At 59.7% G+C, this 20,058-nt stretch carries 22 protein-coding genes; 14 read left to right on the forward strand and 8 right to left on the reverse strand.

What is annotated here, in order from left to right:
* Positions 1–3 precede the first annotated feature (3 nt).
* The 11 genes from A7X77_RS10350 to A7X77_RS10400 are packed head-to-tail and all read left to right on the forward strand — an operon-like array spanning position 4 to position 12,841.
* Positions 4–2,523: a VirB4 family type IV secretion/conjugal transfer ATPase gene (locus tag A7X77_RS10350; RefSeq protein ID WP_064682859.1), complete on the forward strand. Its 2,520-nt coding sequence runs from the start codon at positions 4–6 to the stop codon at positions 2,521–2,523.
* Positions 2,501–3,676 carry a lytic transglycosylase domain-containing protein gene (locus tag A7X77_RS10355; RefSeq protein WP_064682860.1) on the forward strand — a complete coding sequence of 392 codons (1,176 nt, stop codon included), beginning with the start codon at positions 2,501–2,503 and terminating at the stop codon, positions 3,674–3,676. Before A7X77_RS10350 ends, A7X77_RS10355 begins: the two co-directional genes overlap by 23 nt.
* Before the next feature lie 22 nt (positions 3,677–3,698).
* Positions 3,699–4,490: a hypothetical protein gene (locus A7X77_RS10360; protein WP_033182407.1), complete on the forward strand. Its 792-nt coding sequence runs from the start codon at positions 3,699–3,701 to the stop codon at positions 4,488–4,490.
* Positions 4,487–4,690, forward strand: a complete 204-nt coding sequence (locus tag A7X77_RS10365; protein ID WP_029875116.1) for a hypothetical protein — start codon at positions 4,487–4,489, stop codon at positions 4,688–4,690. Before A7X77_RS10360 ends, A7X77_RS10365 begins: the two co-directional genes overlap by 4 nt.
* 8 nt (positions 4,691–4,698) lie before the next feature.
* Positions 4,699–5,772, forward strand: a complete 1,074-nt coding sequence (locus A7X77_RS10370) for a type IV secretion system protein (RefSeq protein WP_029875117.1) — start codon at positions 4,699–4,701, stop codon at positions 5,770–5,772.
* A gap of 28 nt (positions 5,773–5,800) precedes the next feature.
* The gene (locus A7X77_RS10375; protein ID WP_029875118.1) at positions 5,801–6,535 is read left to right on the forward strand and encodes a virB8 family protein; all 735 of its coding nucleotides are present in this window, start codon (positions 5,801–5,803) and stop codon (positions 6,533–6,535) included.
* An 8-nt stretch (positions 6,536–6,543) separates the two neighbouring features.
* Positions 6,544–7,362: a TrbG/VirB9 family P-type conjugative transfer protein gene (locus A7X77_RS10380; protein WP_225525179.1), complete on the forward strand. Its 819-nt coding sequence runs from the start codon at positions 6,544–6,546 to the stop codon at positions 7,360–7,362.
* Between the two features lie 11 nt (positions 7,363–7,373).
* Positions 7,374–8,711 (forward strand): type IV secretion system protein VirB10, encoded by a 1,338-nt coding sequence (gene virB10, locus A7X77_RS10385; RefSeq protein ID WP_064682861.1) that lies wholly within the window; start codon positions 7,374–7,376, stop codon positions 8,709–8,711.
* Entirely contained in the window at positions 8,708–9,757 is a 1,050-nt protein-coding gene (gene virB11, locus A7X77_RS10390) for a P-type DNA transfer ATPase VirB11 (RefSeq protein WP_029875121.1), read from the forward strand. The genes virB10 and virB11 overlap by 4 nt, the downstream gene beginning before the upstream one ends.
* The gene (locus A7X77_RS10395; protein WP_064682862.1) at positions 9,726–12,449 is read left to right on the forward strand and encodes a type IV secretory system conjugative DNA transfer family protein; all 2,724 of its coding nucleotides are present in this window, start codon (positions 9,726–9,728) and stop codon (positions 12,447–12,449) included. The genes virB11 and A7X77_RS10395 overlap by 32 nt, the downstream gene beginning before the upstream one ends.
* Positions 12,450–12,508: 59 nt before the next feature.
* Positions 12,509–12,841 carry a hypothetical protein gene (locus A7X77_RS10400; protein WP_064682863.1) on the forward strand — a complete coding sequence of 111 codons (333 nt, stop codon included), beginning with the start codon at positions 12,509–12,511 and terminating at the stop codon, positions 12,839–12,841.
* 44 nt (positions 12,842–12,885) lie between these two features.
* Here the strand turns inward: A7X77_RS10400 and A7X77_RS10405 are convergent, their stop codons facing one another.
* Positions 12,886–14,274: a hypothetical protein gene (locus A7X77_RS10405; RefSeq protein WP_064682864.1), complete on the reverse strand. Its 1,389-nt coding sequence runs from the start codon at positions 14,272–14,274 to the stop codon at positions 12,886–12,888.
* Positions 14,275–14,283: 9 nt separating this feature from the next.
* Entirely contained in the window at positions 14,284–14,577 is a 294-nt protein-coding gene (locus A7X77_RS10410) for a hypothetical protein (protein WP_064682865.1), read from the reverse strand.
* A gap of 414 nt (positions 14,578–14,991) precedes the next feature.
* Here A7X77_RS10410 and A7X77_RS10415 point away from each other — a divergent pair, with 414 nt between their 5' ends.
* Entirely contained in the window at positions 14,992–15,333 is a 342-nt protein-coding gene (locus tag A7X77_RS10415) for a helix-turn-helix domain-containing protein (protein ID WP_064682866.1), read from the forward strand.
* A gap of 32 nt (positions 15,334–15,365) precedes the next feature.
* Here the strand turns inward: A7X77_RS10415 and A7X77_RS10420 are convergent, their stop codons facing one another.
* From A7X77_RS10420 to A7X77_RS10445, 6 genes are read right to left on the reverse strand one after another with little or no spacing between them, the layout of a single operon-like run.
* Entirely contained in the window at positions 15,366–15,881 is a 516-nt protein-coding gene (locus A7X77_RS10420) for a hypothetical protein (protein ID WP_064682867.1), read from the reverse strand.
* Between the two features lie 48 nt (positions 15,882–15,929).
* Complete coding sequence (locus A7X77_RS10425; RefSeq protein WP_029875127.1) at positions 15,930–16,301, reverse strand: hypothetical protein; 372 nt, start codon at positions 16,299–16,301, stop codon at positions 15,930–15,932.
* Between the two features lie 8 nt (positions 16,302–16,309).
* The gene (locus tag A7X77_RS10430; RefSeq protein WP_029875128.1) at positions 16,310–16,624 is read right to left on the reverse strand and encodes a hypothetical protein; all 315 of its coding nucleotides are present in this window, start codon (positions 16,622–16,624) and stop codon (positions 16,310–16,312) included.
* 25 nt (positions 16,625–16,649) lie between these two features.
* Positions 16,650–17,246: a thermonuclease family protein gene (locus tag A7X77_RS10435; protein WP_064682868.1), complete on the reverse strand. Its 597-nt coding sequence runs from the start codon at positions 17,244–17,246 to the stop codon at positions 16,650–16,652.
* Positions 17,243–17,875 (reverse strand): thermonuclease family protein, encoded by a 633-nt coding sequence (locus tag A7X77_RS10440; RefSeq protein ID WP_064682869.1) that lies wholly within the window; start codon positions 17,873–17,875, stop codon positions 17,243–17,245. The genes A7X77_RS10435 and A7X77_RS10440 overlap by 4 nt, the downstream gene beginning before the upstream one ends.
* 17 nt (positions 17,876–17,892) lie before the next feature.
* Positions 17,893–18,564 carry a thermonuclease family protein gene (locus tag A7X77_RS10445; RefSeq protein ID WP_064682870.1) on the reverse strand — a complete coding sequence of 224 codons (672 nt, stop codon included), beginning with the start codon at positions 18,562–18,564 and terminating at the stop codon, positions 17,893–17,895.
* Between the two features lie 128 nt (positions 18,565–18,692).
* Between A7X77_RS10445 and A7X77_RS10450 the strand changes: the two genes are divergently transcribed.
* A complete protein-coding gene (locus A7X77_RS10450) occupies positions 18,693–19,091 on the forward strand; it encodes a hypothetical protein (protein WP_064682871.1) in 399 nt (132 codons plus the stop codon).
* A 139-nt stretch (positions 19,092–19,230) separates the two neighbouring features.
* On the forward strand, positions 19,231–19,980 hold the full coding sequence (locus tag A7X77_RS10455; protein WP_025398135.1) for a ParA family protein: 750 nt from the start codon (positions 19,231–19,233) through the stop codon (positions 19,978–19,980).
* Positions 19,981–20,058: the final 78 nt, after the last annotated feature.

The raw sequence follows: 20,058 nt of genomic DNA on the forward strand, positions 1-20,058 counted from the left end.
TCGATGGGCACCATGGCGAGATCGTTGAAAGGGAGCTTGTCGAAAGGTTGGGAGATATTCGCCGACCGCAGCATATCGACACACGTCCCGTTCTATGTGCCGATCGAAAACGGCATTATCAGACTGAAGAACGACTGCCTGGTCACCACAGTGCAATTGACCGGCTTTTCCTTCGAGACCGCCGATATCGAGACGATCAACATGCTGCAGCGGCAGCGGAACGCCGCTTTCCGCGCGATTTCGTCGATCGGCAATTTTGCTCTCTACACCCATGTCATCAGGCGCAAGGTAGCGCCGTCGCTGCCATCGGCGTTCGCCGATCCCTTCATGCGGCGTCTCGATGACGTCTATCAGTCGAGCATCTCCAGGAACGAGATGTTCGTCAACGACACCTATGTGTCCCTTGTTGTACGGCCCTTGTTCAAGAAGGGTTCGGCGCTCTCCCGTGTCATGGGCATCGGCGGCGATGTCGTGCGCAGGGAGCAGTTTCGTGCGATGCGCGACAAGCTTGTCGAAGCAACAAGGGCACTGGAAAAATCGCTTGCCGCCTACGGTCCGAAAGTCTTGCGAGACGTGCGGCGCGCCGAGGTCGATCTTGGCGACGGAAAAACGATCTACCGGACCATCTCCGACGACACGATGCTTGAGGAAGGCACGCGAACAATCTGGTTCTCGGAGCAATGCGAGTTCTTCTACACGCTGCTGAACGGCGGCCGTGTCCGGCCGATCCGTCTCGGCAACATACCGATCGACGAGATGCTGCCGGCGCGGCGCACGTCGATCGGCAACCGGATCATCCATCTCCAAGGCGAAACATCAGGCGATGATCGCTATGCCGCGATGGTATCGCTGAAGGAATATCCGCCCGAGACCGGCGCCGGCATGCTCGACTACATCCTCAAGCTGCCCTTCGAGATGGTGCTGACCCAGTCGATGTCGTTCATCGACGACATGGCTGCGCGCAGCCGCATCGAAAGGCTCGATCGGCAGATGTCGAAGGCCGACGAGGGCGGCTCCAGCGTGCAGGCCAATCTCGACATCGCCCGCGACGAGCTTGCGCGCAAACGCGTTGCCTTCACCGAGCATCACCTCACCATCATGCCGGTCGCAAGGACGACGGCTCAACTCGACGATGCGGTGGCGCTGATCGGAAACGAGCTTGGGGCGCTTGGCGCCTCCTATGTTCGCGAAGATCTGAACGCCGAGCCGGCTTACTGGGCGCAACTGCCTGGCAACCAGGCCTATATTGCGCGGCGCGCGCTCATCTCGACGCTCAATTGCGCGGGCTTGAGTAGTTTTCACGCCTATCCCTATGGCAAGCCGGACGGAAACCACTGGGGACCGGCGATCACCATTTTTGAGACGACCTCCGGCACGCCGTTCTTTTTCAACTTCCACCAGGGAGACGTCGGGCACACGACGGTGTTCGGACCGACGGGTTCAGGCAAGACCGTTATCATGGCTTTCTTGATTCTGCAGGCCTACCGCGTCAGCCCGCGACTGAAGACGATCGTCTTCGACAAGGATCGTGGTCTCGACATCATGGTTCGTGCGGCAGGCGGGCGATACATGACACTCGAACCCGGCGAACCGGCGGGCTGGAATCCCTTGCTTCTCGACGACACCGAGGAGAACCGCGTTTTCCTGTACCGGCTTTTGAGCTTCATGCTGAAGCCATCGAAGGAAGGCGAGAGCCTGACGCCACAGGAAGAAGCGATCATCCGTAGCGCGATCAAATCCGTCCTTAAGACGAAGGACAAGTCGTATCGTCGTCTATCCTCGCTGCGGGCGCTGCTCGCTGGAAGCGAGAGGACCGAAGGCAGTCTGATCGCACGACTCGACAAATGGATCGATCGCGGCCCCTATGCCTGGCTCTTCGACAATGCCGATGACAATTTGGATATTTCGAGGCCGATGATCGGCTTCGACATGACATCGATCCTCGACGATCCGACGGTGCGTACCGCGGCCCTCCTCTACATGTTCCATCGGTTGGACGAGGTTTATGACGGGAAGGCGCCGATCATCAACCTGATGGACGAAGCCTGGAAGCTGCTCGACGACGACGAGTTCAAGCGCACCATGAAGGACTACTTCAAGACCATCCGGAAACGGAACGGTCTGGTGATATTTGGCACGCAGTCGGCCGACGACGTCGTGCAGTCCAGCGTCAGCCGCACGATCATCGAGCAAACGTCGACCAATATCTTCTTTGCCAATCCGAAGGCCGACGAGCACTCCTACATGGAGAATTTCGGACTCTCGAGGGCCGAATTCGAATGGGTCAAGAACGGCGACCCGAGCTCGCGTTTCATGCTGATCAAGCAGGCGAAGAGCAGCGTGATCGCGCGTGTCGACATGTCCCACATGCCGGAATTCATCAAGGTCTTGTCCGGCCGGGAGGAGACCGTTCGCGAGGTCGAGATGCTGCTCGACGAATACGGAGACGATCCGAAGAACTGGCTGTCGAGATTTTGCGACTGGGAGGGAAAAGCGTCCGATGACCAACGCAAGACTTCCTGAGCTGGCGACGGCCGCCGTGCTGGCGCTGGCGACAGTGGTAGCCCCCGCCGCCACCCGCGCCCAGGTTCCGGTCATCGACAATGCCCGCCAGAAGATCCAGCAGGCGACCTTGAACTGGTACCAGGGCTATCAGGCAGATACCCGGAAACTGAAAGGCGCCTCGGGCGGAACGACGGACAGCGTGGCGCCCGGCCAAGGCTCCGGCGCACCCGCCGATTGCTCGGCAGGTGGCATGAGTGGCGATACCGCACCGGCGGCATCATCGCAGCGGACGCCGAGTCAGCAGGAAGTCGCCCGCATGGTCGAGGACGAGGCGATCCGCCAGGGCGTCGATCCGAATTTCGCGCTCGCCATCGCCGAACAGGAATCGCGTTTCCGACAGTCCGCGCGCTCGGCGGTCGGCGCCACCGGTGTCATGCAGCTGATGCCAGGAACCGCAGCTCAGCTGGGCGTCAATCCCTACGATACGCGCGATAATATCCGCGGGGGCGTCAAATACATCAAGCAACTCCAGGGAATGTTCGGCAGTCGCTACGACCTGATCTCCGCCGGCTACAATGCCGGGCCATATCGCCAGTCGCTGCAGAATGGTCAGATCCCGAACATTCCTGAAACCCAGGATTATGTCAAAAAGGTCTCCGCCTACTACGGCCGCAACAAGGCGCAGAATGGCGACCGAACCCCACCAGCTGGCGACAACACCGAGCCCGAAAGCGCGAGCTACGGGAACGGTTGCGGTGAGCAGCTGAAAAAGGCTGTCGATCGCAACACGCAGGCGCAGGTCGAGCGCGGATCGGTCTGGAATGATCTGCTTGGGAAATCGATTGAAGCGAACCAGCAATATCTGCAGCGCCTGCAGGCCGGGCTGCAATCGTCATCGGCGAACTTGCGCGGCTCCGGTGGCGGCAATTCCAAAGATTTCGACGGCTCGCTCGTCATGGCGCAAATCCAATGCCCTTCGACGATCGTCGACACCGGCAGCACCCGCTGCTTTGCCGTGCCGTCGAGTGCCACGACCGAGCAGATCCAGCGCTGGCTCGATGACCTGCAGGAACAGGCACGCGCCAATGGCACCATCGCGACCTTTTCGGCGATGCAGGATCCCGTATTGGGCCTGGTGACGGTCGTCGATGCCAGACCGACAGCAAACTGAACGGACAAGAGAGGTTAGGCACATGAAGACATTTGTCATCGCGGCAGCCCTTGGCATCGTTGCCGTCTCGCATGCTTACGCGCAGGTCCCGGTCAAGGATTCGGAAAACATCTCGCTTAGTGAGGACATCAAGAAACTGTCGTCTGAGATCCAGCAGGACACCTCGGTCGTCAAGGACAACACGACGAAGACCTTGCAGGCGATCACCGGCGATCGCAGTCAAGATGCCAGCCAGTTTGCCAAGCTTGCGACCGGCAATGGCTTCAGCATGGGGCAAGCGCCGGATTTCGGGAGGATCCTGTCGGGAAACCAAGCCGTGTTCGGCGGCATCAGCGGTGAGTTTCAGAATACGGCCGCCAAACTTATCAACGGCCTCAACTTGGTGAAGATGGTGGTCGATACCGTCAAGGGTGGAGAGCTCTCCGGCGCCAACCAGGCCTATTCGCAAGGGGTCAATGCCTTGACGACGATGACGGCGCTGACGGATGCGATGAACAGCGCCACCAAGGATCGGCAGAACTCGTTCATGCAGGCAACCGAGAAGATCGGCACGGCTCAGGATCTGAAGGGTGCGCTCGAACAAAACACCCAGATGGTGCTGCAGGGCAATCAGACCGCCAATGAGGCCGTTGGTTCCCTCAACAACCAGGTCATGCTTTTAAACCAGCAGTACAAGGCGGCGCTCGCCACCTCGTCGCAGAACCTCAAGACCTTCGCACCCCTTCCCGACAGCGTGATGCGTGATGGGGGCGGGGAGCAGCAGGGGGCCTCGGTTCGAGATCAGTTGAAGGCGTTCCAGGAGCAGGAGCAGTGAGGCTGACCCTCATCCTGGCATTTTGTTGCGCGGCCCTCACTGGCTGCGGCGGCAAATACGAACAACTGGCGAAATGCTCGGCCGACGAAAACCCGGTGCCGGCGCTCGGCTACGATAGAGCGCCGCAACCAGCGCGGCCGGAACAGGCGCTGGCGAGAGCCGTCACGGATGATTGCGGCCCGATGCGGCCTGTCAATTAGGATGCGACATGGATCCAGTCAGCTACGCGATCAATTTCTATGGCGATGCGCTCAGATATTTCGACAAGATCAACGAAGCCTCCCTTGAACGGGCCTGGGGCCTGTTTGCTCAACACAGCAATCTTGTCTCAGCCATCCTGGCGATCTTCCTGATCCTCTACTTCCTCTGGGGCGCACTCGGACTGTCTGCTGTCTCCCTCCAGGATATGGCGGTGACAGGTTTCAAGATCGCGCTGGCTTACGCCTTGGTCATGTCCTGGGCTACCTTCTACGACAATATCGGCCAGTTCGTGCTGTCGACGCCACAGGATCTCGGTTCGGCTATTTCCTCGGCAATGGGCGGCCAGTCGGCCGGTTCCGATCTGGCCCAGCAGGTCGCCAGCATGGCACGCAAGGTCTACGACTTCGCCATGCAGCTTTTCAATTCTTACGAGTCGGGATGGCTGCCGAATGTTACTGGCGCCGTGGTCGTGTTCATTGTGCTGGTGTTCGGTCTGCTGCCGATGCTGCTCATCCTCACCGGCGTCACGCTGTTTGCCAAGATGATCACCGCCGTCATGCTGGCGATCGGGCCGATCGCGATCCTCTGCTACTTCTTCGGCACCACGCGATTTGTCTTCGACGCGTGGGTGAGGGGCGTCGCCTACGGCATGTTCATGCTGCTCTTCACCTACATCATGGCCGGCCTGTCCTTCGGTTTTCTAATCGGCATGATGGACACCATCAACGGTGACATGGCGACCAAGGAAAATGCGCTGGCGATCGTGCTCGCCATGGTGCTTTACCTGGCGCTGATCTCCTATTTCATTTTTCAGGTGCCGGATTTCGCCAGAACCTTTTCCTACGGGACGGCAATTTCGGGCGTGCCGGGTGGAGGCGGTGTCGATACCGGTTACAGCGCCGCGCGCAGAACACTCGCATCCAGCAATTCGAGGGCCGGGCAGGCGGGAGCCGTCGCGCTTGGCATGCTGGCTGGACCGAGAGGCGCCGTGACGGCGGCAGCACTTGCCGGCCGCGGTAGTGTGGCAGGTGTCGGCGCGCTTGGCCGGATGCTGACCAATCGCCGCCGCAACAGCGAGTGAACGAGACACCGTTATTCGAGGGCAACACTTGGCATTGTTCAGAAGACAGACAACACCTGCGCCGACCGATCATGTCCCCGGGCCGCAGGAAATCTATGACCGGCACTTGTCCTGGGGCGAAAAGAACCGTTCGCTTCGGACCTTGATCGGTCTGATCCTGCTTGTGTTCGCGGTGGCCGGCTGGGCTATCGCCGGGATACTCTCATTTTCGGTGGCACAACTCTTCCCGCTTGTCCGCACCGAGGTCGTACCCCTGATCGTGGACAAGAACACCGGCTACATGGAGACGGTGACGACGCTCGACAAGGATCGGTCGAGCGTCTCGGAAATCCAGGCCGTTCGCGCCTCCTTCGTCGGCAACTACGTCATCCGCCGCGAGACCTACGACCCCCGCTATCTCTCGGATAACTTCGACATGATCGCGCTCTGGTCGGAACCGAACTCGGACGCCTTCAAGGAGTATGAGGCGTGGATGAACCCAAGCAATCCACGAGGGCCCGTGAAGACGCTTGGTGCCACCGGCGACATCCAGCCGGAAATCCTCTCGGTCAATCCTCTCAATGCCTCGACCATGGCGGTCCGATTTGAGACGCGGGAGCGCCAGCGCGGTGGCGACGTCGTCAATCGTTGGTCTGCCACGGTGCGCTACCGGCAGATCAATCTTCCCGCCAGCAACCGGGTTCGTCTGTACAATCCGCTGGGCTTTGTCGTCACCGAATACGCGAGGGTTCCGGAAACCATGCCGTCGGGGCCCGCCCAATGATGAAATGGATGGCGGCGCTCTCATTCTTACTGCTGCTGGGAACCACGGTCGGTCATGCCGAACTGGTTGCACGTCCGGGAAGGCTCGATCCTCGGGTGCGCTCGCTACCCTATTCGGCTGAACAGGTTTTCCTGGTGACCGGCACCTACGGGATGGTGACGACGATCCTCTTCGGCACGGACGAAGAGATCACCCAGGTCGTTGCCGGCGACACTGTCTCCTGGCAGATCCTCACCTCGGCCGACCGGCGTTCCCTGACCTTGAAGCCAATGGAAAAGGACGCTTCGACCAATCTCTCCGTTGTGACCACCAGGCGGACCTACTCCTTTGATCTGCGGGTCAACGACAGCAAGGCGATCCAGAACCAGACCTTCAAGCTGCAGTTCACCTATCCCGAAGATGCCGGGCTGAAGGGGACTGCCGAGCTTTGGAAACAGGCGCAGGATGCTGCGCGCAATCCGAACCTCAAGAACATCCGTCGCGACAAGGTCAACTACGACTATGGCTTCAAGGGAAGCGATGCGGCAAAGCCGCTCTGGGTGTTTGACGACGGATTGAAGACCTTCATGAAATTCACCGGCGACATTCCGGCGATCTTCATCGTCGACCGGAAACGCCGCGAGAGCCTCGTGAACTACCGCCGCGAGGCCGATTACATCGTCATCGATACCGTCTCGCGGCAGTGGTCGCTGCGCTATGGCACCGAGGACGAGACCTGCCTGTTCAATCTGCGAACTGTTCCCGCCGATATTCCGGCGCCGATCGAAGGTGCGGTTGCGCCGAAGCGGATCGGTGCCGGCGGTCCCCCGCAACAAGCTCAACACTAGGAAAGCGCGCCATGTCGGATCCAAATTATCATTCGCTCGACACCGACAGCGCCATTGGCGGTCCGGTCCGGAGGAGCAGCGTTGGTCTCATGCGGCCGATCGCGGTTATCGCGGCCATCGCCGGCGTCGGCGTCGTCCTTTATTTTCTGCTTGCCGGCGGCGAGCAGCAGCCGGCGATCGACACGACGCCGCGCGAGGAGTTCCGTCCGGTCCAGACACCCAGGAACGAAGGGTTCAGAACGCCGGCCCCGCCTCCTTTGCCGACGGTCGTCGTTCCGGAAGCGCCGCCGCCACCCCCTCCGCCGCCGCCAGCGCCCGTCGTTCCGGCGGCTGCTCCCGTTTTGCCACCGGCCGAGGTCGACTGCACCAGAGGCAAGAACCCGGACAATCCCCGCTGCATCGAGCTCGCACGGCAAGCCAAGCTGCTGGAGCGTGTTCGCTCTTCCGCCATGGTCTTCGATCAATCGGATCAGAGGAACGGCGCGGCACGGGCCTCAACCGACGTCACGGGTGCGGGACTGTTCGGCGCCAGTGGTTCGTCCGGGGCGCAAACGGCAGCAGCGTCAAACGGCGGCGGCGCGGTCGACAATGATCGTGCTTTCCTGAAGGCGATGGGCGGGCAGGGTGTGGACGTTTCAGTCGCAACCGAGAACCGCCGCACGGACGCCTGGATCCCGCAGGGCACGATGATCCGCGGCACGCTGGAGACGGCGATCAATTCAGACCTCGCCGGCATGGTGAAGGGGATTGTACGGGAAGACGTCTATTCGTTCGACGGCCGGCGCATCCTCATACCGGCAGGCTCGTCCCTAATCGGCGATTATAAATCCGGGGTCGAGCGGGGGCAGGAGCGGATCCTGATTGTCTGGACACGGATGATCCGCGGAGACGGCGTTTCGGTGCAGCTCGGCTCCTATGGCACCGATCGGCTTGGGCGCTCGGGCATGACGGGTGTCGTCGACCGCAAGTATTGGGAACGGTTCGGGCCGCCGGCGATGATGACGTTGATTGGTGGCGCCACTCAGTACATCGCCCAGCTCGGCCAGAAGCAGGACCGCAATATCACGATCGTCAACACGGATGGAACGGTGACCAGCATTCCTCAGGATAATGGAAGCACGTCACAGGATCGTGCCCGCGAAATTGCTGCCGAGACGATTGCGTCCGGCATCCAGCAGCTGGCGTCAGGAGCTTTCCAGGACAGCCGCAACATCCGGCCGACGATCCACATTCCTCAGGGCTCCGACATCAATGTCTTCGTCACACGCGACCTCGACTTCGCCGGGCTTTATCCGGATCCGGTCCGCGAAGAGTTTGAGAGACTGCGCAGAAGGAAGCTTGGCAAATGAACGCGCGCCCGTCGATTTCTGCTGAGCAGCATTTTCTGTCTGAGGCCATCGAGCCGATCCGACCGTTTCTCGACGATCCCGGCGTGGTTGAGATTTCCTGCCAGCGCAGCAATGAGATCTGGCTCGAGCGTATCGGCCAGCTCAGCATGATGAGGCAGCAAGTCGACGGCCTCGACCAGGAATCAATCCGCCATATGGCATCGCGCGCCGCCTCGTTCACCAAGCAGACGGTCAACGCTGAACATCCGCTCCTATCGGCGACGCTCGTCAATGGCGAGCGCGTGCAGTTCGTGCTGAACCCGACTTCCGCGACGGGCCACGCCTTCTCCATCCGCAAGCAATTCATCCGCCGGTTCGATTTGAACGACTATGAGAAGGCTGGCGCGTTCCGCTTCACCAAGGTGACGGGAGACGACTATATCGACGACGTCGATATCGAGCTGTCGCGGCTGCTGCGGGCCGGCAAGGTTCGCGCCTTCCTGGAGCTCGCGGCAATCAATCACCGCAGCATGCTGATTTCGGGCGGCACCTCCACCGGCAAGACGACGTTTCTGAATACGATGCTCACCGCCATTCCGAACCATGAGCGGTTCATCCTCATGCAGGACACGGCTGAGCTGGAGCCGCTACAGGAAAACGTCGTCTCGCTGCTGGTCTCGAAGGGTGGCCAGGGCGAGGCAAGGGTGACGATGGGCGATCTGCTGGCCACGGCGCTCCGTCTCAGACCGGATCGGATCTTCATGGGCGAGCTGCGCGGCGACGAGGCCTTCGACTTCCTGAATGCGATCAATACCGGGCATCCCGGTTCAATGTCGACGATCCATGCAAACTCGCCGCACCACGCCTTCAACCGGCTGTCGACGCTGGTACTCAACAGCAATGTGCGCATGGAGCGCGACGACATCATTCGATACATCCGCTCGATCATCCCGATCGTGGTCCAGTTGAAGAAGAGTGATGCCGCCGGCGGCCGCGGCGTCAGCGAGATCTACTTTGCCGACGAGGTGGACGAAAATGGCAAGCGTATCCACGCACACCGAGACTGACCGCCCGAAATGGACGGGCCTGCAGCGGGCATCATTGTTCACCTTGCCGATCGCACTGCTCGGAATCGTTCTCCTGTGGCTCGCCTTCTTCACGCTGATCTACGACGCCTACATCACCTCGTTCGGATCTTCGTCCTACTTCGACTATGTCGCACAAGCGCGCTGGATCGACGCCGTGCGCTATACCTGGTCTATCATCCATGTCCGCAACACGGTCGGACTTTCGCTGCTGGCCTTCGTGGTTGCCTTGCCGTTCCTGTTTTTCTTGGCTTGCCTCTGGATGCTGAAAGGCGGCAGGGCGTTGTCGCGCAAGATCCTCTACCTGCTGCATGTCCGGTCGATGTTCAGTCTGATCGCCCATACGGCTCTCATCTTCGCCGCCGCCTATGCCGGCGTCATCGTCTACGGCGTGGCCTTTTATCTCGTTGCCACAAAGGCCGGTGAGCATGCCGAGATTGCCAGCTACTACGGCAATCATCTGGCCGCGATGTATCAGGCTCCTTTCGGCGCAATCGATGCAGCCGGCGCCTATCAAAAACCCTCCCGGCAGACGGTGCTCGCCGCGCTCGCCGGTCTCGCTGCCGCCGGTGCCATCGTCGGATTTCCGATCGGCGCGGCAATTCAGAAACGCCAGCGGATGATCATGGGAAAGGCACGCCTCGCCACCTTGAAGGACGCAGCCGATTTTCGGCTGCGCGACAAGCACGGCATCGTTCTCGGACTGAAGCAGGGATTGCTGCTGCGCAACGACGGCGATCAGCACGTCATGGTCATCGGTTCGCCGGGACAGGGCAAATCGCGCGGCTTCGTCATCCCGACGATGATGAGTTTTCAGGGATCGCAGGTCGTCCTCGACATGAGCGGCGAGCTCTTCGAGGAGACCTCCGGTTATCTCAAGGACAAGGGGCACGAGGTCTTCCTGCTCGCTCCGGGCTCGAAGTTCACCGACGGCTACAATCCCCTCGACCTGATCAGTGACGAGCCGAACCAGCGGATCACCGACCTGCAGAAGCTTACGCAAATGCTTCTGCCGGAACGTCTGCGATCGGATTCCTCCGACTTCTGGGAGGAAAGCGCCAGGATCCTGTTGACGGCCATGCTCGGCTTCGTGCTCGAATGCCCCGACACCCGCAAGTCGCTCAGCGAGCTCTATCGCATTCTCAATTCGATGTCGGACGAGCGCAAGGCGATCATCCAGCTATTGGAAAACTATGAGCCGGTTCTCTCCGACCAGACCCGGATGCAGCTCACCAAATTCGCCGGGCGCCATGAAAAGCTCGGGGAGGGGATCGCCGCGGAGATCGTCGCCAAGCTCAATTTCCTGCAGAACCCGCTGGTGGAAGCGCTGACCTCGATCACCACGATCCCGATCGGCACCATCAGAAAGCGGAAGATGGTGATCTACATCCAGGCCGACTGGAACGCCATGCAGATCTATGAGCGGCTGATCTCGATGTTCATCCAGCAGATGGCCGACAAGCTCGTGCAGATGGGACCGTTGCGCAACCGTGAGCATGAAGTGCTGATGATGCTCGACGAATTCGGCAATGGCGGCCGGATCGATACGGTGCTGACGCTCGCCCCGCTGATCCGCAAGAATGGCGTGCGGTTCGTCTTCATCCTCCAGGACGGCGCCCAATTGGAGCGGCTGTACCAGCGCTCCGGCCAAAAGATCCTGATGGGCGCTTCGACGATCAAGCTGTTCATGAATTTCCAGAACCAGGAAGATGCGACCGCTGTCTCGATGGCTGCTGGCAAAACGACGGAGTGGGTCGAACAATCGTCTTATTCGCATCGCCACGGCCGAAGACAGCGATCGATCTCGAAGGTGCCGGTCTCGGTCGATCTTCTTCCCGTCAACACGCTGATGATGATGAAGCCGGAAGAGGCGATCCTGCAGGTCACCGGTATGCCGCTGATGCGCATCATGAGGCTCGATTCCGGCGGCGAGCGGATGTTTTCGAAAGTGCGGAAGTTCAAGCCGGCGAAAAGGCCTTGCATTGAGCCGGTTGAATGGACGATCGACGACAGCAAGTCCGCTGCGGCGGCCCCGGCCTCGACAGGCACTGACAACGACGCCGTGCGCTTCGTCGTCAAGGATGGTGTCCGCCACGTCTACATTTCCTCGCTCGACGAGCTGCGTCATCGCCTGGATCTCGACGAGACGCGCGAGGCCGGTGTGGCGGAGGAGGAGGTACAGGCGGAAAAGAAGAAGCAGTCGGGAGACAAGCAAAAGGGGGATTCGGCGAGCGGGCAACGAAAGCGCGGCATACCCAAAACGCCTGGAGCCGCTCGCGAGAGTGACATCGGTCTCGATATCGACGAGGAGAAGCTCAGCCGCAATGTCTATTCGGGCTCACCGGCACATCGGAGCGTTCGAGCCAAACAGGCCAATGGTCCGTCGGATCAAAGCGGCCCTCGGCCTGCTGCAACTGTTCTTCGGCGGCAGGAGGTCAGAGACGTATTCGGGGCAGATCTTACCGCGTTGAACGAGGTGATCTTCCAGCAGGCCGAAGAGAACGCGCTTGAGCCGGTCGAGCTGAACGCGGATGTCGAGCTCTTGATAGAGAGCCTGTCGGATCGGCTCACGGAGGACAGCTCGAGAGCCTACCTGCGCCAGTTCGCTAGCTTGGTGCGGGATCCGCTGGGCGAGGATCGGGAGCAATCTGAGACCGAGGCGCATGCTGAGTAGATGCGACGTCGCCCGCAACGACGCAACACTGCGTCCCCATCCGCCAGGGAAAACGATACATGGGTGAGATCCGACATTTCTTACACGGCGATATTTCAAATAATGGTCATCTCGAACGAATTGTCGCTGCCGCCACGGCTGACGCCGGCTTTTGGCTGATGGTGAAGGAGCGCGAGATGGAAAGGCAAACGATCGGAGCCGAAGTTGACCTGGAGGGCGATGGTGAGGATGCGATCGACAAGTCGGCGCCGGCGAGGCTGACGCCCACGATCACAGAGCTGGCTGACGACCTCGTCTCGCGCATGTTCGGAACTTGCCCACCCGAGGTACTGGTGATCATCCAACAGGCGCTCCTCGATGCCGCGAGAGTCGAGCTGAGCGCTGTCCGGTGAAGGCCAATCAAACGCTGAGGAAAACGGCGATCATAAATTGATCTTCAGGTCAGGATGTCGTCATCGGATGTCGGGGAAGTGTCGTATCCAGGCCGACGAACCTGATCGATCACCCAGTCTTGTAGCCGCCTGGCGGTGTCTGCGGCCTTCGCCTCAGTGAGATCCTTGGGAGAAATCCCAAAGATCGGCCCGAGATTCTTCATGCGCGGCAAAGTCCTTTCCTTCGCCTTTCGATATTCGTCGGTCTCCATCCCAAAGGCTTCGATAATGAGGGTCACCGAGAAGGATCCTCCATATGTTGCCTCTAACATGAAGTCCGGCCTGCACAGACCGGCGGGAGTCTCTGATGCGAACAGCGGCTTGGTGATCTTGATGCGAAGGTCCGGTACCGCGTCGAAAAGAGCTTGCTGCAGCCAGAACAACAGATGCGAAACATCTCTTTCGAATCCCGATTCCACCGGAAAGAGCGTGTCGCCGTTATAAACCGGCTGCGCATAGGCCTGGATCGCCCGCACGGGTCCCTCGTCATCGTCCTGAAAATCGACGTTCAGCAATGTCAGGAACGGACCTCTGAGTGTGGGATCGCCACGCAATGGCTGGCGGACTTTACCGAGCACATCGATCTTTCTCAAGGACGATGCCGGCATGATCGCCTGCGCCGACACGGTTTTGACAAACAGCAACATAAAGCCGGTTCGCCGAAGGCTCTCCGGCCAGTCGGGACGAGAGGTCCAGAGCAATCGCTGCCAACGACTATCTGGATCCCAGTAATCCGCGGCCCATGTCGACATCAGCGCGTTGAGCGTCCAGGTCCGCAGCACCCTGAGCTCCCGCGCGGCGGAACGTATCCCTGAGAGCTGACCTCCTAGTGCAAGTTCGGGATTGTCCTGCAGCGCAGGGATAACATTCGTGCCTGCCTTGTCCAGCATCCGCCACAGGATGCTCGCAAGTCTGGAAGGACGGTCGTTTCGTTCCCTCGATCGGGTGGGATCATCCTCCGAGATATCAGCAAGACGGTTGGGAATGGCCGGAAGGGCGTCGATATAGCTGCGCTCGGATTTTGGCAGCGGGCGAATCTGATAGCGACGGTTGAACAGAGGCGGAGCAGCGTCCTTGTCCACATGGAACGGGCATGTCTGCGCATGGTTTGGACGCTCTTCATTTTGTTGGGGGTCCGCCTCCTTCGAGGTCAGTCGTCGCAGCGTAAATGTACGCTCCTGTTGGATCGGTGCGAGCAATGGCTGCAAGCCAGCGGCGAGGCAATCGCATTCAATCCAGCCGTCCATCACTTTGGCGCGTTTGATGACCGAAAGCGCAATAGCCTCATCTTCCTTGGATGCAGCGTTGCCATACCAGGCACGCAACGCGGTTGCCTCTCGGTCGGACAGGTCGGCAAGTGGATGCGCTGGACTGTTGCGAACGACGATCCGCATGCCAGACCTTCAATAGCCGAGGAGCCAGAGCCGATAGCCGAGGTATCCCACACCGGCGGCGGCGCTTGCGGCGATGATCGTCTCTCCCCAAGCTCGGATGTTCCAAGCCCTGCCTTTGTCGATGCGCGAACCTTCGAGCACAGCCGAAAGGAAGGCATAGATCGGGATCATCATCGCGTAGCCCACCGTGAGACTGTCTCGGATTACGATGCAGGCGAGGAGGAAAACAAATCCGAAAACCAGGGTCGCCAAACTTAGCCGCTGCAAGTCAAATCGGTAGTCACGCTTTTTAAGCGACGTCATCGAGTGCCTCCTTCGAACTCAGTCTCGAAAAATATAACTGCAGTATAAGTGGCGGGCAAGCTACGGCAAGGGGTTCGGATCTATGGAGGGACCTATCCATGAGGATTCGTGCCAATTGAAGACGGTGCCCCAATTACGGGGCTCAGTGACCCGAGGAGGCTCTGCCATCCTCTTGCAGGGCGTGATCGTCGCGGTGTAAGACGTGTAACAAAGTTGTGAATGCTTGGATGCAAGAGATAGGCAACAAAGGGTTTACGCTTGGTCATCATGGTCTCTAGCCGGCGTCAGGCATTGGATGAGCAGTAGAATCCCGAACAAATCCCCGGCCAGCAGCTGTGGCAGTACCCTCTGTCGGCGGGATAATACGTTTGCTGGTCCCGTATCGAGCACATCTTCCGCCAGGGAAGGCGTTTCATGTCGCGTGTGAAAAACGATCAGTCCGGCAACGCAGTGGGCGTCTCGATGTTGAAGGCACTATCGTTTCAAGAAAGGCTGGCAATCGGCCTGCGCCGATTGAAGGCCGAGCGCGGCCTAACGAACAAGGATCTGGCCGAACAACTGGGCGTATCAGAGGCCTATATGTCGCAAGTGACCCGCTGCATGCGTGACGTCAAGCTGTCGACGCTCGACAAGATGCAGCGGGAGTGGAATGTCATTATCGAGGATTTGCTCAGAGTCACCGAAGACGATCTCTCTCTGATAGAAGCGTTGAAAGCCCGCCGTGGGAAGAAAAAAGCTCCCGAGACCGCGACCTGATTTTCTCCTTCATAGCGTGGGATCGGCCCGGACTAGTGATCGAGGTTAAACCAGAACCTTTCCTTCATGCCTTGGTCATTCGGGATATCAAAGAAATAGGGATCAGCGCGCCGCGGTCGCGGGGTGGCAACTTGCTGGATGCAGCCATCATGGCCGTTGCCGAAACTGCGCTCTATCGTCATACCTGACTGTCTCGTGTGGGCATTGCGCTCCATCGGTGATCGGCAGACATCGACTGTTTTGATGCACTGGTCGGGCTCGCCGCGCCAGCCACCGTCGCCTTGCGAGCTATAGCCGACCGTCGTTCCGGCCGGGCAATCCTCGTAGTTTTCCCGCCCCGGCTTGCCGGCCTTAGCCTCATGGCAAATCGGCCAGGAAAATCCCGGGTCCTTCATCGCGGCAATGAGCCTTGTCATAGGTGGAACGCAATAGGCAACGCCGTGCCATGACGGATTTTTTGATGCCGCACACAACAGAACCTGGCATCCCCACGAGGCGTCCTCGGCTTTTGCGCCGCCGACCGGGGTTCCAAGGCTGTACCTATCAATGTTGCGACGAGAATCACCAACGGTCTCATAATTCGCCTCCGTTATCGACTACTGGATTTGCGCCCAGGCACCGTCGATCCTCGCAAAGGAAAGCACGCCCGGTTGCGCCGAGCCGGCAAAGGTGCCTGACGTTGTTGTGATGATGCCGGTACAGGTGACGCCAGGTATTGCCTCGCGCGGCTTGCACTCCGAGATCCTGATTGAACGGCCTGACTTCGCGATTGCAGCACTTGCCTCTTCGTCACTCGGAGCGTCCACGGGCAACGGTTGCTGGGCCGACTCCTTCAGTCGGACGATCTCTTTTTCCAGGTCTGCGATATGACCGGTTCGCGCCAGCTCACTGATCGCATATCCTCCCGCTGTTCCAGCAAGGAGGGCGATGGCGGCAGCAATCACCCTGGTATCGGGACGCTTGGCCATCGGGAACCTCAATACCCCTCGATGCCCAGTCGCTTGAGGACAGCAACCGGATCGGTCTCGCAGACCTTCTTCCAGTCCGCATGCTTGGCGCAGGCGTAAGCGTATTGGCTAAGGTCTGCCGATGACAGGTCGGCAAGCCTGTTGCCAATTGCTTTCCATTGCTGCACGTCCGTCGGATCGCAGCCGGCGCCGCCCGCGCCGCAAAAGTCCGGATCACGCTGATCGGTCAGATTAGGAGTGGCGCTATCTTGCGCGCCGCTCGCGACCGGAGCGAGGACGAGCAGGATTGCCGCGGCAACGACGGAGCAATAGATGCGGTTCATTCAATCTCCTTACACGTTTTTGAGTTTACCGAGCCGCTTGGGTAACAGGCAAAGGCAGGGGCAGGCCCGTCTCGGCTTCTGGTGATTGGCCGTCCGACTTCTCTGCGGCCACAGTCGATGCGGTGTAAAGCCAAGGGGGAAGCAGGTCCGGTGACGACCAGACTCCAAAGCCCAGCCCCCTGGCTTTCCGCTCAATATCGAAATATGCAGGGACTTGTGGCTCGTTGCGGTAGTTGAATGCGTAACCGATACCCTCCGCAATTGCCGTTGCTGCCAGATTTGTTTCGCCGAAAAAGCAATGAGCGATCAGGATCTTGTTGGTGTCGCGGCCAATTGGCGCGCAGTTGACGTTCTGCCCAAGTGTCCGGAGGATCATCCAGGCACGCGAAACCTGACCGGCGGGCCACTCCACGCCATCGCTCGTTGCGGTCTGCTCAAGGCGAGGGGCTTCATACCCAGCCAGGCGGACGATCTGTCGGCTCTTGACGAATTCGAACGTGGTCGCATCAACGACCTGAACCTTGCCGTAGATCTGACGCGGCACATCGGACGGGCGGCTTTGCGCAAGCAACGCCGTCGGGACCATTACGAGCCATAGGATCGAGGCAGCCGCAACTCTCATTGTTGTGCCCCCGCCTGTTGTTGGAGAACGGAAACCGGATGCGGTAGGTCCGAATAGGCCCAGAGTCCGGCGCGCGCCGAACGTGCAGATTCCTCCGCAACCCGGTAACCTGGAACAATCAGTCGCCCCGCGCTGTCGACGGCGGCAAATCCCCAACCTTGGGCAATCATATAGGTTGCCAGGTCGTACCGATGCCGGCCTGTCGTCGTTTGGCATGCGACGACCGCGTTGTTCTGGTCGAGATTTTTGATGGTCGCGCAGACGGGCCTCGTGTCTCGGATCAACGCCTGCGCCATGACCAGATCGAGCTCTCCGCAATCCCGGACAACGCCGGCAGAGACGGTGACGTTGGTTCCCCGGAGACAGGCCTGCAGGCCATAGAGGCGATAGCGTCGCCCGCCGGAGTTCCAGGTGTCGCCCGTCTCGAATTGTGCCTCCGTCGGAAACGGAACGAATTCGGGTTGGACGCGACCAGCGTCAACGGCCGAGGGAATGTCGGTTTGCGATGCCTGAACAGGGACGACCGATGGCGAGAAATGCGGTTCGCGCGCGACATTGCCGTCGGCGAGCATCGGCATGATTGTCGTGGCAGCACAGACACCGGAAGCTGTGATCGTCGAAATGAACATAAGAAGCCCGATCCGCATCAATTGGTCGACGGATTGACCGGGTGGTAAGGATGGGTGAACTGGCCGTTTGCCCAGATTCCGGCCTGCTCACCGCGTGCGGTTTCCTCGGCTTGCAGGTATTCCGGGAAGACAGGCCGACCGGCGCGGTCACGGGCAGCGAACGCCAAGCCCTTGCGGATGAGCGCTTCGGAGAGCGATCGAACCGCGCCATTCTCGACGAAAAAACATTCAGCAAAACGCACGGTCGGTCTGCCGGGATTTTGCGCGAAAACGTGGCAAGGAAATGCGTCGCCGGCACCTGCCTTTGCCTCATCGAGCGTCGCAGTCATGCCGGCAAGCGAAATCATCGCACAGGTCGTCGGCATTCCGGCAAACTCCAGTGGCTCGGCCGAGAGGCAACCCTGGACGCCGGCTAGTTTGATCACGTCACCATCGGCGCCGAGAAAGGCGCTGCCGCTCAGCGCGGCCTTTGGGCTAACAGTTTGCAGATCAAGTCGGGACGCGATCGATGAGATGTCCAGCGGTATTTGTGGGCCAGGAATCAGATCCCGGCCCTCTGCGTAGGCGTTCTGATAATAGCCGACAAAATCCGAGACCGTGTCGGCCCGCGCGGCAGAGGGCAGGGCGAGCAAGGCATTGAGAAGGGTGCAAAAGAGGAGGCGGTCGAACCGCCGAGCGCCATTGTTCATGCTCGCATCCGTCACCTGTTGACTGTTTCGAGCATGCACGAAATTATACTGCAGTGCAAGTCTGGAAAATGGCCTTGGATTGCAGTATGTGTTGTTGGACACTGGAAACGTGCAGATGGAGAAGGGTAATGTCCGCGGCAAGAAAGGCGCTCGGGGTTGTTGTCTTCCCGTTTCGGGCGGCATGGTTCTTAATATTGATCGCGAACTTTTTGGTCGTCTCGGCCGTCTGCCTTCTTGTCGCGTCCCTTCTTGCATACGGCGTTGCCCTGGCCTTTTCGTATGCCTTTCTGCCGGCAGAATGGACGCAAACGCTGTGGCGATGGGTGGTCGATCTTTATGTTCAGTCTTCCTGGTTCAAAGCTGCCATGATCGCTTTCTTCATATTCTTGCTCTTGCCCGTCCTCCGATTTTGGCTGGCGAGGGATCCGGTTGCGGATGTAGCCCGAGAACGCGAGATCACCAGGCTGAATGATGATCTGATTGCCGCGCGGCGGCAGGAACAGTTGCGAGCCAAATTTCGGGCCTAAAGGAGAGGCAGCTGGCACGTTTGCAGGGCGCCGGAGCCCACAACGTCCTTGTCTCCAAATTCTGAGGCTGTCGGCCGCCACTGCGATGGAAGATAGTTTGCAGCGGCGGTGACTTTTGTTGCAAAGGGCGAGGAATTCAATGGCAGCCAAACCACTTTCGCTTGCTATCTCGACGTTCAAAGGCGGTGCGGGAAAGTCGACGCTGAATGTCAATCTTGCAGCGGAATTCGCGCAACAGGGACACAGAACGCTGCTCATCGATTGCGATGAGCAGGAGTCGTCGACACGCTGGTACAATGTCTCGATGAAGCGCGGCTTGCTTCCGACCGACGGCACGTTGCTGCACCTGCGAGTGGCGCCCGGAGATCAGTTTCGGGACCGGTTGGCCGACGCGCCCGAGGCGGATATTCGGATCTATGACGTTGGCGGCTATGTCCATCAACGCGCGATCGAGGTCTATCACGAGTGCGACGCCGTTCTCATTCCGATTATTCCGGAACCGACCGCCGCGACGTCAGCGATCAAGGTCGCAACCATTTTGAAAGAGATATCCAAAAAACGGCCCCAGGGACCGATCCCTTACGCGGCGATCTGGAATTATGTCGACATGATCGCTCTCAAACATAACAGGTCGCTTCCGGAAGTCCATGCGATCCTGACGAGCGGCAGGATTCCCATGGTGGAGACCGTCATCCGCAAGAGCAATCATTTCAGCGATGTCGGGGCAGGCTTCGGCTCGCTCTATTCCAAGCTGGCCAGCATTGAGAACAACCCATCGTTGACCCCATCGGCCAAGCGCCGGGCAAGCGAGAGCGTGCTCGATGCGATCGATCTCGTCAAGAAGATCAACAACGAATTCATCGGCCTCCTGCAGGCGGAGGCGGCTTAGAGAGATGGCGGGGGAAAGAACACCGGCCGGCAACATTCTAGCCCTTGCCCGATCGAGAGAGGATCAGGCCAAGGAGGT

This window comes from Rhizobium bangladeshense, assembly GCF_001662075.1.
Taxonomy (GTDB): Bacteria; Pseudomonadota; Alphaproteobacteria; order Rhizobiales; family Rhizobiaceae; genus Rhizobium; species Rhizobium bangladeshense_B.

Bases quoted from the DNA above. Each gene is read 5' to 3' on its own strand.
- A7X77_RS10360 (WP_033182407.1), top strand. From the start codon at position 3,699: ATGAAGACATTTGTCATCGCGGCAGCCCTTGGCATCGTTGCCGTCTCG.
- A7X77_RS10435 (WP_064682868.1), bottom strand. From the start codon at position 17,246: ATGAGAGTTGCGGCTGCCTCGATCCTATGGCTCGTAATGGTCCCGACG.
- A7X77_RS10450 (WP_064682871.1), top strand. From the start codon at position 18,693: ATGTCCGCGGCAAGAAAGGCGCTCGGGGTTGTTGTCTTCCCGTTTCGG.
- A7X77_RS10430 (WP_029875128.1), bottom strand. From the start codon at position 16,624: ATGAACCGCATCTATTGCTCCGTCGTTGCCGCGGCAATCCTGCTCGTC.
- A7X77_RS10395 (WP_064682862.1), top strand. From the start codon at position 9,726: ATGGCAAGCGTATCCACGCACACCGAGACTGACCGCCCGAAATGGACG.
- A7X77_RS10400 (WP_064682863.1), top strand. From the start codon at position 12,509: ATGGGTGAGATCCGACATTTCTTACACGGCGATATTTCAAATAATGGT.
- A7X77_RS10410 (WP_064682865.1), bottom strand. From the start codon at position 14,577: ATGACGTCGCTTAAAAAGCGTGACTACCGATTTGACTTGCAGCGGCTA.
- A7X77_RS10440 (WP_064682869.1), bottom strand. From the start codon at position 17,875: ATGTTCATTTCGACGATCACAGCTTCCGGTGTCTGTGCTGCCACGACA.
- virB10 (WP_064682861.1), top strand. From the start codon at position 7,374: ATGTCGGATCCAAATTATCATTCGCTCGACACCGACAGCGCCATTGGC.
- A7X77_RS10445 (WP_064682870.1), bottom strand. From the start codon at position 18,564: ATGAACAATGGCGCTCGGCGGTTCGACCGCCTCCTCTTTTGCACCCTT.
- virB11 (WP_029875121.1), top strand. From the start codon at position 8,708: ATGAACGCGCGCCCGTCGATTTCTGCTGAGCAGCATTTTCTGTCTGAG.
- A7X77_RS10350 (WP_064682859.1), top strand. From the start codon at position 4: ATGGGCACCATGGCGAGATCGTTGAAAGGGAGCTTGTCGAAAGGTTGG.
- A7X77_RS10455 (WP_025398135.1), top strand. From the start codon at position 19,231: ATGGCAGCCAAACCACTTTCGCTTGCTATCTCGACGTTCAAAGGCGGT.
- A7X77_RS10425 (WP_029875127.1), bottom strand. From the start codon at position 16,301: ATGGCCAAGCGTCCCGATACCAGGGTGATTGCTGCCGCCATCGCCCTC.
- A7X77_RS10380 (WP_225525179.1), top strand. From the start codon at position 6,544: ATGGCGGCGCTCTCATTCTTACTGCTGCTGGGAACCACGGTCGGTCAT.
- A7X77_RS10370 (WP_029875117.1), top strand. From the start codon at position 4,699: ATGGATCCAGTCAGCTACGCGATCAATTTCTATGGCGATGCGCTCAGA.
- A7X77_RS10405 (WP_064682864.1), bottom strand. From the start codon at position 14,274: ATGCGGATCGTCGTTCGCAACAGTCCAGCGCATCCACTTGCCGACCTG.
- A7X77_RS10415 (WP_064682866.1), top strand. From the start codon at position 14,992: ATGTCGCGTGTGAAAAACGATCAGTCCGGCAACGCAGTGGGCGTCTCG.
- A7X77_RS10355 (WP_064682860.1), top strand. From the start codon at position 2,501: ATGACCAACGCAAGACTTCCTGAGCTGGCGACGGCCGCCGTGCTGGCG.